The organism is Psychroflexus tropicus DSM 15496 (assembly GCF_000378765.1).
GTDB classification, from domain to species: Bacteria; Bacteroidota; Bacteroidia; order Flavobacteriales; family Flavobacteriaceae; genus Psychroflexus; species Psychroflexus tropicus.
Genome location: NZ_KB905343.1, coordinates 443,835 through 457,874, shown reverse-complemented (window position 1 = coordinate 457,874; position 14,040 = coordinate 443,835). Strand labels below are relative to the sequence as shown.

The following is a 14,040-nucleotide window of genomic DNA, read 5'->3' as shown; positions in this document are numbered from 1 at the left end:
AGTATTACAATATCGTTGAAAACAATAAATCATCAATTTCAAGTTTATCTAAAAATCTAAACTTTAATGCTAGTTTCTTTATCAAATAACAATGAGAAATATTATTATCTAGGTAACTAGATCTTAACTAATTCCTCTATAATAATCTAATATCTTTGTTCTAAAAATATACTCAAAGCGAGCATTGGCCAAATTGATTTTGGCGTTATCCAGATTGTTTTTACTGATGATGTATTCCACAATATTGGACACACCACTATTAAACCGAATTTCATTAACACGAAAAGACTCTGTATAAGCCTGCACTTGGTCCTCAAAAATAAGATATTTGGCATGAGCCGTCTGCATATCGTTATGTGCTACCTGGATTGCTTGTCGAAACTCATTAAAGGTACTCTGGTATTCTACTTTCTGCTCCTCCAGAATAATTTTTTGCAAAGCCACATTATTTTTAGCTCTAAACCCATTGAAAATAGGAACCCGTAATGCAACACCAATATTGGAATTTAAATTATTAATCAATTGATCCTGATAAGCAATACTTTCTGCTGAAAAATTGGTTTCTGGACTAAATACTGAAAAATCATCTCCTCCAATACTTACAAACTGATCTGTTTCTACTATTTGAATTCCAGATTCGTTAAACAAGGTCGCTAAACTTGAAAAATTTGTATTCAATTGAGCAAACAAAGTTACTTCTGGTGCATATAAACTTTGTGAAGCTTGTATGTCTTCTTCAGCTGCTTTGATTTTCAATTCAACAGACCTAAAAGCAGCTAAATTTTCTAAAGATTCTTCAAAAACCTCTGTGACTGAATATGCGTACATCACAGGTTCATCGATAAGCTGACTCTCAGAAATACTAATTTCTGAATCAATATTCAAAAGTCGAATCAATTCCAATTTAGAAGCCTCCAGGCTGTTTTCTGCATCGGCAATTATAGAATTATCATTGGCTAGTTGCCCCACAATATCCGTATAATTGGCTGGATTGCCCTCCCCTTCTTCATTTAAGTTTTTTAAACGTTCCAACTGTTCTAAAGTTGATTTTTTTCTTGATAAAGCTAGTTTCAATAAATCATTGTTATTTAGAATCTGAAAGTAAGCAAGTGTGACATTTAAAACCATTTCCTGTTTGGCTTGCTCCACATCAGCCTTAGCAGCCTGAAGATTGAAACGATCCCGTTGAATTCTATTTTTAATTTGAAAACCATTAAAAATAGTAGCTTCTAAGCTCAAGCCCGCACTAGAAAAAGTGAGTTGTTCTTCGATAAAGGTATTTGTAAAGGGATCGATACTTCTACCATTATTCAGTCCGAAATTATAATTCCCATTCAAATTTGGCAACCTAGAATTTCGGGACTGATTGAATTCTATATCTGAGGTTTGAGCTCTTAGATTTGAGCGTTCAACATCTAAATTATTTTCTAAAGCAATTTGCAAAGCAGTGTCTAGATCTAATTCCAGAACTGGATCTTGAGCAAATCCTAACATTTGAACTAAAAAAATTACTAAGTAGATGATTGTTTTGACCATGATCCTATTTGTTATTAACACTTCCATCCAAAAGTTTTATAAGTCGTGAACCATATGCTGCATTGCTTTCTGAATGCGTAGCTTGAATGATAGTAATACCCTCTGTATTTAAATCTTTAAAAAGTTGCATGATTTCATCGCTTTGGGTAGAATTTAAATTCCCAGTTGGTTCATCAGCAAGGATAAGTTTTGGCTTGATGATTAAAGCTCTTGCGATACCTACCAATTGTTGTTGTCCACCGCTAAGTTGATGTGGGAATAAATCCTTTTTCCCAACAATATTGAATTTGTCCAACATGTCAGCAACTAAAGCTTTTCGTTCAGAACTTTTAATTTTTTTATAAAGAAGAGGTGTCTCAATATTTTCATAAACCGTCAAATCATCTAAAAGATGATAGGCCTGAAAGATGAAACCGATGTTTTCATTGAAGAGTTTGGTCTTCTGTTTCGAATTGAGATCATGGATAGTTTCATTTTCAAAAAAATAGTCTCCTTCATCAAAGGTATCTAGCATTGCAATCACGTTGAACAATGTAGATTTACCAGAACCAGAGGGCCCCATCAATGAAATGAATTCTCCTTTTTCGATTGTTAAATTGAGGTCATTTAGTAAGAAAACTCGTCTTCCTCCAGATTTTACCCATTTGTAAATGTGGTTAAGTTTTAAAAGCATTGTTTTAATTTATATATGAAAGTTATTCAGTTCTTAAGCTTTGGGCTGGATTTCTTAATGCTGCTTGAATGGTTTTGAAACACATAACTAAAAGAGCAATCAAAATCATAAGGAATGCACTCATAACAAAAATCCACCAGTTGAATTCTGTTTTGTAGGCAAAATCCTCCAACCATTGATGGAGTCCATACCATGCTATTGGAATGGCGACAACAACAGCGAAAAGAATTGGCTTTATAAACTCTTTGCAGAGTTGTATGTTGAGTCCTAAAATGGAAGCTCCAAGGATTTTTCTTATACCTATTTCTTTGGTTTTTCGTTCGGTGGTATAAACCACCAGGCCTAAAAGGCCAAGAATGCTTATCAATATGCTTAGACCTGCAGCCCATTGTAAAAGCTTCGAGGTGTTTTTCTCATTCTTATAAAAAGAAGCCAGAGTGTCATCTAAGAAGTTTACATTGAATTCTGAATTTGGATAAATAGCATCCCACTGTTCCTCAACCTGACTAATCGTTTCTTTAAGGTTATTGTTAGGGTTGATCACAAAACTAAGGGTGGTAAAAGAAGAGTAATTCCTTATGTAATAATCTGGCACAAATGCCATTGGTTTAATTTCTAATTTCAGTGAATACTGATTAAAATTGCGCATAACTCCCACAATAGGATAAGGTTTATCATTGATTTTAATTTGCTTGTTAATGGCATCTTCTGGGTTTTTAAAACCCAATTCAGCCAATAATGATTCATTAATCACATATTCTCTTATGGTATCGTTGAGTGGTTGTCTCCCTGCAAGTAAAGGGATATCGTAAAACTCCAAATAATTAGTATCTCCAAAAAGTTGATTAAAATACACATTGACTTCTCCATTTTCCTGAGCAAAACTCAGTTTACTACCATAAATCTTATACGATGCAGGAGGTGCACTTCCTAGACTAATAGCTTTAATTCTAGGATTCTTTTCCAACTCATTCTTCATCAGATACAACTTATCAATACTTCTATCTTCGGAGGGAAAATTGAAATGAGCCACTTCTTTAGATTTGAACCCCATGTTTTTATTCATCATAAAGTTGATTTGCTTTCCCACTAAAAGAGTGGCGATAATAAAGATCTGAGCGATCCCAAATTGAAAAAAGGTCAAGACTTTTCTGAATTTGGATTGATCAGTATTAAAAAAAATTCGACTTTTTAAAACAGATACTGGCTTAAAGCGAGACAGGATCAAGGCCGGATAGATTCCTGAAAAAAGACTAACCAAAATCAATAATAAAAATAGGCTGATAATCACGTCAGGTTCAAGGATTAAACCATAATCAAAGGTAGGTGGAAGAAAATCGCTAAACACTTTGAAGAAAACATAACCCAAGAAAACTGAAACCATACCTGAGATAAATGTCAGCAAAAAGGTTTCTCCTAAAAACTGATAGATAAGTTGTAGCTTGGAGCTTCCCAGTGTTTTACGAATACCGATTTCCTTTGCGCGTTGAGTGGCTTGAGCAGTGTTAAGATTGATGAAATTAATACAACCTAAGGCAAGCAAAAACAAGGCAATCGCAGATAAGTAAATCAATACTGATTTATTAGCAGCTATATTCCCATAATCAAAAATTCCAAAATCACTAAAATGTAAGTCTTCTAAGGGCTGAAGACTATAGCCAGTTCTATATCCATCTTTGACATATTCTGGGTTCTCGTGCTTTTTGGCTAATTCATCGAGTCTAGACAGTACGTCAGTCATTTTAGACTTCTCATTAAGTAAGGCAAACATTTGTGAATTGGAATTTGAGCTTGTCCAGTATTCGCTGGTAACTGTTTCTCTCATATCAGTTTGAACAGCTGTGGGAAGAGAAACAAATTCGTTGAAAATAAGATCGCTATTTTCTTCAAAATCAGCTACAATACCAGAAACATTAACCTGTGTGGAATCATCATAGGTAATGGTTTTACCCATCATTTCGCCAAGTGATAAATTCGGAAAATATGATTTAGCTTTTTTCAAACTAAGCACAACGGTATTAGCCTGCTTTAATACGTTTCTATCTCCAACTAACCAGTTGTAATCAAAAATCTCAAAATACTGATGGTCTGAAAGAATTAAACCTTCAGGATCTTTAAATTCATTTCCATTCACATTCAATTGATAAGGGGTGAATGTGAAAAAAGAAGTTGCCGTCTCTATTCCTGGCATGCCTTCTTTTATAGTTTTTTTAAGTGGAACATTAACACCACTAAAACTGTATTTGCCTTCTGGTGAATCAGAATCTGTTACCAGTCTGTAAATACGATCTTTATTGGGATGAAAATTATCAAAGGAGAAATCATGGTATATCATTAGTCCGATGACAAAAGAAGCACTAAGACCTATGGCTAAACTCACGATATTTATCGCCGAAAACATTTTGTTTTTCCAGATATTTCTCCAGGCGATTTTAAAATAGTTTCGTATCATAATGATTGGTTTTTATTCAGTTCTTAAACTTTTGACGGGGTTGGCAATAGCGGCCTTTATAGCTTGAAAGCTTACAGTAAATATGGCTATAAAAATTACTAGTAGTGCCGCAAAACCAAGGGTTTGCCAACCTACCTGAATGCGGTAAGTAAAATCCCGAAGCCAGATATCCATAAAATACCACCCTAGTGGAAGAGCAAAAAGAATAGCAACCCCAACCAGTTTTAGAAAATTTAAGGTCAGTCTAAATGTAATTTGTCTCACGCTGGCACCCAGGACTTTGCGGACCCCTATTTCTTTGGTTCTTGTTTGTGCATTATACATAGCCAGAGCAAAAAGACCCAAACAAGCGATAAAGATGGAAAGACAGGTAAATACCATGAAAATACTACCTAAGCGTTGTTCTTCTTTATAGGACGTCTCGAAGGCATCGTCCATAAAACGATAATCAAAAGGCTGTCCAGGTGCTTTTGATGCCCAGATATTTTCTATGTTAGAAAGGATATCTGTAAGGTCAGCCGTCTTTAATTTGATCGCCATATAACCTGTAGACCTATCCATAAATAGGGCCAATGCGCCTATGTCATCTCTAAGCGATTCATAATGGAAATCTTGAACCACACCTATGATCTTAAAGTATAAAGGTTCGCCCAATTCAACTTCTTGAGTAATTCTAACCCCTAATGCTTCTTCTGCATCTAAACCGAGAGTTTTGAGTGTGGATTCATTTATAATAACCGCTGTTGAGTCTGAGACAAACTGCCCATTGAAGTTCCTTCCGCTTATCAATTTTAAATCAAGTGTATTCAAGTAATGCTCATCTACTTTCCATACTTGGGACTGTATAGCGTATTGTTGATCCATTTTCCCCTCCTGAAAAAAAGAAGTACTCGAGCGTGAAGAGGACACAGGCATAAAGCTACTCACGGTAGCGTTTTGAACAGCACTTAAATTCAGTATCTCCTGTCGCATTGCATTGACTTGGTCCCCAGCTGCATAGGTATCATTGATAATGAGAACCTGTTCCTTATCAAAGCCTAGATCTTTATTCTGTATAAATTTTAACTGTTGAAAAACGACTAGCGTCCCTACTATTAAGAATACGGCTACACCAAACTGAAAAACAACTAAAACACTACGCATGTTCCATTTGCTGCTAGTTTGAAAGCTATTGCCTTTTAAGGTATCAATGGGAGCAAATTTAGAAATCACAAATGCTGGATAACTGCCAGAAATCAATCCAAGAATGATCGTGATCAATATCAGCCACCCATAGAACATAGGGTTTTCAAAAGGAATAGAAATAGCTCGACCAGCCAAGTCATTAAAAAATGGAAGTGCTATGGAGGAAACTAGCACAGCAAGTAACATAGATACAAAAACAACAATTCCTGACTCTGTCAAAAATTGAATGATTAATTGTCCCCGGTTAGAGCCAAGTGTTTTGCGTATGCCAACCTCTTTGGCTCTTTTAAGCGAATGAGCTGTAGAGAGATTCATAAAATTCACACTAGCCAGAAAAATCAAGAAAAAACCGATGAATGAGAGGATGTAAACATTTTGCATATCTCCTACCTTAGACATCTCGACCTTATTGTTCGAGTGCAGATGAATATCCGTTAGCGGTATGCTGTGATATCGTATGTAATTTCCCGAAGCCAAAAAAGATTCCGCAGTCATCCCTGGAAAGGTTCTAGTAGCCCAGGGGAGCACATATTTTTCCAATAGTCCGTCAAGTTGTAATTGGAATTTTTCCATACTGGTATCTGGAGATACTTTGATAAATGTGAAGTAATTATTACCACCCCAGATATCCTCGCGGGAAGCTACATTACCAGCCATAGCCATGAATATCGTATAATCCTTCAGAAAAGAATTTGAAGGCAAATCTTCCATAACACCAGTGACTTGATACATTTCTTTATTATTCAGCAAGAGATTTTTACCTACAACGTCCACGCTACCAAAATGATTTTCAGCAGCGGTTCTGGTCATGACCAGGGTATTTGGCTTTTTTAGTGCAGTCTTTCTATTACCATGAATAAGTTCAAGATCAAACATCTCTAACAAAGTAGAGTCGGCATACGTGGTATGAAGCTCTTTGATGTTATCGGTTTTTTGAGTATCTCTAAACAAATTGCTCCCCTGAATTCTAAATCGAGTTGTTTGCTCAACTTCGGGAAAGTCATTTTTTAATGCACCAGCTAAAGGGGCAGCACTTTCAGCACTTTTAATTTCTGCACCACCAAATTTGATTTCCATATCAATTCTATGGATTAGGTCAGAATCGGCAAACATTTCATCATGATTGAGCTCATCATAAACATAAAGCGCGATCAATAAACCACCTGCCGTTCCTATAGCAAGACCTAAGGTATTGATGAGTGTAAAAAAAGGCTGATTTTTTAAACCTCTTAGTCCCATTTTAAAATAGTTTCGTATCATTAAGTTTTGTTTTTAAAGACCTCACAGATTTTGGAAACCCGTTAGGTCCTACTTTTATTCAGTTCTTAAACTTTTTACAGGATTAGCTATGGCAGCCCGTATAGCTTGAAAGCTGACGGTAATGATGGCAATAACCAGTGTAATTCCTCCCGCCAAGGCAAAAATCCACCAGCTCATAGGGATGCGGTAAACAAAATCTTGAAGCCAGAGATCCATGACATACCATGCCAGTGGAATGGCAATAACAGCTGAGACTGCGACAAGAATTAGAAAATCACTCGACAGCAATTTGGTGACTTGAAAAATGGAAGCGCCAAGTACTTTTCTAATTCCTATTTCACGTTTTTTTAGTTGAGCTGTGTAGGTAGTAATTCCGAACAACCCTAAACAGGACACAAAAATGGCGATGATAGAAAAGTTGTTAAACAAGTCTCCTGTACGTTGATCCTTACGATACATGTTTTCATATTCCGCATTCATAAACGAATATTCAAAGGGATAGTTTGGATTGTAGTCTTTCCATATGGCTTCAACAGCGGCTAGAGTAGAAGATGTATTATTACCATCTATTTTTAAATACGCTCTAAAAGAATCAGGTTGATAATAAAGAACAGCAGGACCAATATCGTTTTTGAAAGATTCAAAATTAAAGTCTTCAACAACCCCTAGAATTATACCTTTTGTTTCCCATAACTCAAAGTTTTTGCCAATTGGATCTTCAATTCCCATCAATCTTATGGCAGTTTCATTAAGGATGTAATGTGTAGAATCTGTACTTATCCCTTTAAAGTTTTCTCCTTGTAAAAGATTCATTTTGAGGAGAGGAATAAAATTTTCATCAATAGCTATCGGGTTAACAATAAGTTCTGCGTTAGGGTTTTCGCTATCCCAGGCAACATCTCCAGTTGTATTGCCGTTATTTATGATGGAATTGGAAGCAAATGAAACTCCCTTCACTCCTGGTAGGTTTACCAACCTGTTTTTGAGCGATATAGCTTGCTGTTGCATAGATCCACTCATCCAAAAGTTAAGGACTTGGCTACGATCATAACCTGGGTTTTTGGAAGTCAAATAGTCAAGCTGACGAGCAATGACTATAGTTCCTATAATAAGAATCACAGAAAAAGCAAATTGCACTGTTACCAATACTTTTCTAAAAGTTCCTTTACTTACACCACTCACACGACCTTTTATGGCTTGAAGAGGCTTAAAAGAAGACAACATAAGTGCTGGATAAATAGAGGAGACTATGAGCGTGATTACAAATACTCCAAAAATCAAACCCAATAATTGACTCTGTAAAAAGTCGATTGGCAATTCCTTTCCAGAAACTTCTCTAAAGAAAGGGGCTAGAAGGTAGACCAACCCAACAGCTACAATGGTGGCTAAGCTAAAAAACAGCGTAGATTCTACTAGAAACTGAGTAAACAGGTTTTTCTTATCTGCACCGATGATCTTGCGGATGCTTACTTCTTTACTTCGTTGAAATGCTTTTGCAGTGGACAGGTTGACGTAATTGATACAAGCAATTGATAGAATTATTATCAGCACGATTCCAAAAATTTGCACAGTATTCATCCCTTTGGGAATTCCACCTGGGCTATATAAATTCATTTGTGCTATTGGCTGTAAATAATAAGACTCCTTTACTTTAAACGATTCAGCATTAGGGTCGTTAGTTTGTTGAATAATAGTTAGTTTTCGAGTAACACTTTCAACGTCTTCAGGATTTTGCAATTGCAAATAGGTAATAAAATTGAAATTTCCCCAGTCGGTGTCTAAAGATTTCCAGTAATTACCCTCAGAATATTCTCCTTTTAAGATATCCAATGAGAAAAACATTTCATAATCTACACTAGAATTTTGAGGAAGATCTTCAACCACACCCGTCACCGTAAAGACATCGTCATGATCTGCTTTTAAAGTTTTACCAACAGCTTTGGATGTGCCAAAAAGTTTTTGAGCAGTTGTTTCAGTTAAAACAATTGAGGTTGTACTTCTAAGCAGTTGTTTATGATTTCCATCAACTACCTTTCTTTCAAACATTTCAAAAAATTCGGTATCGACATAAGCCCCTGTCAATTCGAAATCATTTTCCTCAACGCTGTAAATTCTATAAGACCAGTTTTCCTGAACTCGCACTGCGTTTTTAACCTCAGGAATATCAGATTTCGCAAAGGAAGCAACCGGACCTGTAGAAGTTCCCCACGTCTGAAGTTCTCCACCGCTATTAATATTACTGGATACACGGTAGATGTTATCGTGATGAGCTACAAATGAATTGTAACTCAATTCAGATTGAATCCAGATGATAATAAATATCGACATAGAAAGACCGATGGTAAGTCCAGACAGACTTATGAGGTTATAGAATTTATCTTTCATTAAATTCCGCCATGCGATTTTAAAATAATTCTTGATCATGATTGTATTTATTAAACCCTTATTCTTACCAGGAGAATTTTATTCAGTTCTTAAACTTTTTATCGGATTAGCAGTAGCTGCTTTAACAGCTTGAAAACTGATGGTAATGATGGCTATTGAGATTACCATAAATCCAGCGAGGGCGAAAATCCACCAGGAGATATTTATTCTGTAAGCGTAATCTTGAAGCCAATTATGCATGATAATCCAAGCTAAAGGAATAGCCAAGACAAGAGCTATAAAGATGAGTCTTAAAAAATCTTTGGATAATAATTTGACTATTTTAAAAACACTGGACCCTAAGACCTTACGAACTCCAATTTCTTTTTTTCTTTGCTCTGCCATGTAGGCAGTCAATCCAAAGAGCCCGATGCAAGAAATGACTATAGCTAGAATGGCAAATATTTTAGAAATATCACCAATCATCTGCTCACTTTTAAACTTAGCATTAAAGCTATCATCTACAAAATTGTACTCAAATGGAAATCCTGGATTGTAAGTATTGAGAACTTCTTCAATTTTTGCTAAAGCAACTGTCATCTTTGCTCCCTCTGCAGGCTTGATGTACATATAATCAGCCCCTTCGACCATATGAAAAAATAATACTGGATCACTACTTCCATAAACGTCACCATATAGATAATCTTCCACCACACCTTTGACAGTTAATTTATCATCACCCCAATAAATCGTACTTCCTAATATGTTTTCAGTATTTAAAAGTTCAGCAAAAGTTTCTGAGATTAATACATTAGTGCTATCAACAGCTTGAGATTTTCTAAATCCACTCCCCTTTTTGATAGTCATACCAGTAGCATCAAAAAAGTTAGGTGTAACGGTTCTAAATGAAACTAAGACATCTGAATTTTCGGGTTTTCCGGCCCAATGAACATTTGACGTATTATTACCTCCAGATAATATGTGAGAATTCATAAGCCCAGCACTTTGAAAAAGACCTGAAGCTATAAGTTCTTGTTCAATCAGGTCAAAGTTTTTGATGATTTCTCCTCTTGCTGCAGGAACCTCTATCAAATTATCTTTATCTAATCCTAAATTGCGGTTTTTAATATGATCAACTTGTTGGTACACTACGATGGTTCCAATTATCAAAATGACAGAAGTTGCAAATTGACCGACAACCAAACATTTCCTGATCAAAGAAGCCTTTCCAGAGTTTTTAGTATTTCCCTTTAAAACCTGAATAGGTTTAAATCCTGAAAGGTAGAACGCGGGATACAAGCCAGCCAAAAGTCCGCATATTATAGTTATACCAAACAATGAAAGTAGATGTAAAGGTCTTGTAATATCAATACTTAAGCTCTTATTAACTAATAGATTAAATTCAGGAAGAATAACTAATAAAGCAATTATACTTATTATTGTTGCTAAGCCAGCAGTCAGCATGGACTCAGCAATAAATTGAAAGACGAGTTGTTTCCTTCCAGAGCCCAAAGTTTTACGCATACCTACTTCTGTAGCTCGTTTTTGGCTTCTGGCTGTTGCCAAATTCATAAAATTCACACAAGCTATAATTAAAATGATCAGTGCTATTAGGCTGAACAAATGCACATATTCAATTCTACCACCAACTATTTGACCGTCCTTAAACTTTGCTCTTAGATGCCAGTCTTTTGCAGAAAATAAAATAGCTTCTGTTTCCTCATCACCTGTTTTAGCAGGAAGTACAGCTCTAACTTTTGTATCGACCTGATCAACATTGACTCCTGAAGAAACTTTGACGAAGGTATCTGTAAAATTACTACCATAATCTTTCGTCCATTCTTTACCGTCGGTAAAATTTTCAAAAGGGATCAACCAAGAAAAATGATATGATGAATTTTCAGGTAAATCTTGAATTATTCCAGTGACTTTAAAGTTTAGCTCCCTGTCCACTTGAACAGTTTTGCCTATGATATTTTGAGTTTGGCCAAAGAGTATAGAAGCCACTTGTTGTGAGATAACAATACTATTCTTGTTTTTAAAAGCTTCTTTAGCATTTCCTTCAATAAAATTCAGATTAAAAATATCGAAGATATCTTCATCCGCATAAGCCCCATGACTGTTCACACCCTTATCATTAACACTAAAAAGAAAATCTTGATCTCGTAATCGCGATGCTTTTGTGATTTCAGGAATCTCTTCCTTAAGCACCCCTGCTAATGGTCCAGGCGTTGCCATTTGAAAAGTCCTCCACTCTCCATCATATTTTTGATTGGTTGGCACATTAAAAACCAGATTTTTATCTTCAATCGATGTATCGAAATTCATCTCGTCTTCTACCCAAAGTAAAATCAAGCTAGCGAAAGTTATCCCTATGGCTAGACCAAATATGTTCAGTAAGCTGTATCCCTTATTTCGGAGAATATTGCGCCACGCGATTTTAAAATAATTCTTAATCATGATTTCGAATTGAGGTATGAATGACTCTTTTTTAGACTAATACGTTTTCTGTAACTTTCTGCCCATCTAACATCCTAATGATTCTGTGGCTAAACTTGGCGTCATGTTCGCTGTGTGTCACCATAATGATTGTGGTTCCTGCTTCATTCAGTTCTGTGAGCAAGTCCATGACTTCATTTCCATTGGTACTATCCAAATTTCCTGTGGGCTCATCCGCCAGAATAAGTTTGGGTTTATTTATAACTGCTCTAGCTACGGCAACACGCTGTTGTTGACCACCCGATAATTGCTGCGGAAAGTGTTTTCTGCGATGCATAATTTGCATTTTCTCTAAGACTTCATCTACTCTTTCTTTCCGCTCTGATGGCTTTACTCCTGTATAAATAAGTGGGAGCTCTACATTTTCAAACACCGTTAACTCGTCGATAAGATTGAAACTTTGGAACACAAAACCTATATTGTGTTTTCTCAATTGAGCTCTCTTACTTTCATTGAAACCCGCAACTTCAATTCCATTGAACAGGTAGCTTCCACCATCTGGATCATCTAGAAGTCCAAGGATATTAAGAAGGGTCGACTTACCGCAACCTGAAGGCCCCATAATGGCTGCAAACTCCCCTTCTTTCACTTCAAAAGAAAGTTTATTAAGTGCTATAGTTTGCACCTCTTCGGTTTCATAGTATTTCTCAAGGTTGGATATTTTTATCATTATATGCTTTTTTTAAATTATCGTTTATTTAGTTTAACACGAGTTCCTGCACCTCTCCAAAATTAGCGTAACTGGAAGTAATCACTTTATCACCAGGCTGAATTCCTTCAAGCACTTCATAATAATCTGAATTTTGACTTCCGAGTTGTATCTGTGTTTTATAAGCAATCTCACCATCTTCTGATACCTTAAAAATCCAGTTGCCTCCTGTCTGTTGAAAGAATCCCCCTTTTGGAATTAAAATGGCTTCTTTCTCCTGACTTAAAGCTAGTCGAATTTGGAAAGTTTGTCCGCGTCTCAAATTTTCAGGAGCTTTATTTTTAAACTCCATATCCACCTGAAACCTACCATTGGTTACTTGAGTAAATACTTTTTTGATCTCCAGATCAAAAGCCTTGTCTCTGTACTTAAAGCTGCCTTCTTGCCCGGAAACAACTCTGGTGATGTAATGCTCATCAATTTCGGCTCTAATTTTATAGCCTGTCAATACATCTAATTGTCCCAAACGTTCGCCTTTAGTTTTAGACTCCCCTATTTCTGCATTAAGGGACGTGAGTTGCCCATCTATTGGAGCCTTAACAACCAAGTCTTCCACTTTTTTACGCATTAGTTTTAAAGCTTGTTGTGTTCTTTCGTATGAGGTCTTACTTTGAGTTGCCTCTTGCTTGGTAGCAATCGAATCCTGTTTCATAACCTGTTGAGCTAATTTCATTCGGTTTTTTTGATAATTCAAATTATTTTCAGACTGTAGAAATTCTTGTTTCCCTATTGCTCCTTTATCTAATAGACTTTTGTTTAAATTGTAAATTCGTTCAGCCTCAATCAAGCTGTTTTCAACATCAGTAAGTTGATTTAGTCTGTTGATTGTATTTTGCCTAGCAGCAGTTTGAGAGATTTGCATTTGAGTGAGCAGTTCAAAAACCGAGGTTTCCTGATTTACCAGACTTAATTCTAAATCTGTATTAGATAATCTCAATATTGGCTCCCCCTCTTTCATCATAGCTCCATCTTCCACAAACTTCTCTTCAACTCGACCCCCTTCAATGGCATCCAGATAAATGGTCTTTATAGGAAGGACGGCTCCATTCACTGGAATATTTTCCTGAAAGCCTCCTTGTGTTACCATATTGATGCTTATTCTTTCTTTTTCAACATTGAGTTTTGAATTTCCACTAGACGAGTAAATCACAAAAAGAATGAGTGATGTCAATAAAACAATTCCACCTACTGTAGCTAGTTTCTTTGGAGTAAATCGTTTCTTTTTAAGTGGTATGTCCATAAAGCTAAATCTATTTTCATTTGATATAGACAAATCGATGCCACAAATTCAATTACCTGGTTATAAGCGAACTAAATTATTTTAAGGAAAATAAAGTGTCCGTTTTCGAACACTTCGTGTCC

8 protein-coding genes are annotated in these 14,040 nt (G+C 36.0%); all 8 read right to left on the bottom strand.

Going from position 1 to position 14,040, the window contains the following annotated elements:
- Positions 1-123 precede the first annotated feature (123 nt).
- Genes F598_RS0106905 through F598_RS0106870 form a run of 8 tightly spaced genes read right to left on the bottom strand, consistent with a single transcriptional unit; the run spans position 124 to position 13,918 of the window.
- Positions 124-1,536: a TolC family protein gene (locus F598_RS0106905; RefSeq protein WP_019038303.1), complete on the bottom strand. Its 1,413-nt coding sequence runs from the start codon at positions 1,534-1,536 to the stop codon at positions 124-126.
- 4 nt (positions 1,537-1,540) lie between these two features.
- Positions 1,541-2,209 (bottom strand): ABC transporter ATP-binding protein, encoded by a 669-nt coding sequence (locus F598_RS0106900; protein ID WP_019038302.1) that lies wholly within the window; start codon positions 2,207-2,209, stop codon positions 1,541-1,543.
- Positions 2,210-2,231: 22 nt separating this feature from the next.
- Entirely contained in the window at positions 2,232-4,661 is a 2,430-nt protein-coding gene (locus tag F598_RS0106895; RefSeq protein WP_019038301.1) for an ABC transporter permease, read from the bottom strand.
- Positions 4,662-4,673: 12 nt separating this feature from the next.
- Entirely contained in the window at positions 4,674-7,106 is a 2,433-nt protein-coding gene (locus F598_RS0106890; protein ID WP_026302566.1) for an ABC transporter permease, read from the bottom strand.
- Positions 7,107-7,160: 54 nt separating this feature from the next.
- Positions 7,161-9,530 (bottom strand): FtsX-like permease family protein, encoded by a 2,370-nt coding sequence (locus F598_RS0106885; RefSeq protein ID WP_026302565.1) that lies wholly within the window; start codon positions 9,528-9,530, stop codon positions 7,161-7,163.
- Between the two features lie 39 nt (positions 9,531-9,569).
- Positions 9,570-11,930 (bottom strand): ABC transporter permease, encoded by a 2,361-nt coding sequence (locus tag F598_RS0106880; protein ID WP_019038298.1) that lies wholly within the window; start codon positions 11,928-11,930, stop codon positions 9,570-9,572.
- A gap of 31 nt (positions 11,931-11,961) precedes the next feature.
- Positions 11,962-12,639: an ABC transporter ATP-binding protein gene (locus tag F598_RS0106875; RefSeq protein WP_019038297.1), complete on the bottom strand. Its 678-nt coding sequence runs from the start codon at positions 12,637-12,639 to the stop codon at positions 11,962-11,964.
- Positions 12,640-12,667: 28 nt separating this feature from the next.
- The gene (locus F598_RS0106870) at positions 12,668-13,918 is read right to left on the bottom strand and encodes an efflux RND transporter periplasmic adaptor subunit (protein WP_019038296.1); all 1,251 of its coding nucleotides are present in this window, start codon (positions 13,916-13,918) and stop codon (positions 12,668-12,670) included.
- Positions 13,919-14,040 lie beyond the last annotated feature (122 nt).

Bases quoted from the DNA above. Each gene is read 5' to 3' on its own strand.
- F598_RS0106905 (WP_019038303.1), bottom strand. From the start codon at position 1,536: ATGGTCAAAACAATCATCTACTTAGTAATTTTTTTAGTTCAAATGTTA.
- F598_RS0106900 (WP_019038302.1), bottom strand. From the start codon at position 2,209: ATGCTTTTAAAACTTAACCACATTTACAAATGGGTAAAATCTGGAGGA.
- F598_RS0106895 (WP_019038301.1), bottom strand. From the start codon at position 4,661: ATGATACGAAACTATTTTAAAATCGCCTGGAGAAATATCTGGAAAAAC.
- F598_RS0106890 (WP_026302566.1), bottom strand. From the start codon at position 7,106: ATGATACGAAACTATTTTAAAATGGGACTAAGAGGTTTAAAAAATCAG.
- F598_RS0106885 (WP_026302565.1), bottom strand. From the start codon at position 9,530: ATGATCAAGAATTATTTTAAAATCGCATGGCGGAATTTAATGAAAGAT.
- F598_RS0106880 (WP_019038298.1), bottom strand. From the start codon at position 11,930: ATGATTAAGAATTATTTTAAAATCGCGTGGCGCAATATTCTCCGAAAT.
- F598_RS0106875 (WP_019038297.1), bottom strand. From the start codon at position 12,639: ATGATAAAAATATCCAACCTTGAGAAATACTATGAAACCGAAGAGGTG.
- F598_RS0106870 (WP_019038296.1), bottom strand. From the start codon at position 13,918: ATGGACATACCACTTAAAAAGAAACGATTTACTCCAAAGAAACTAGCT.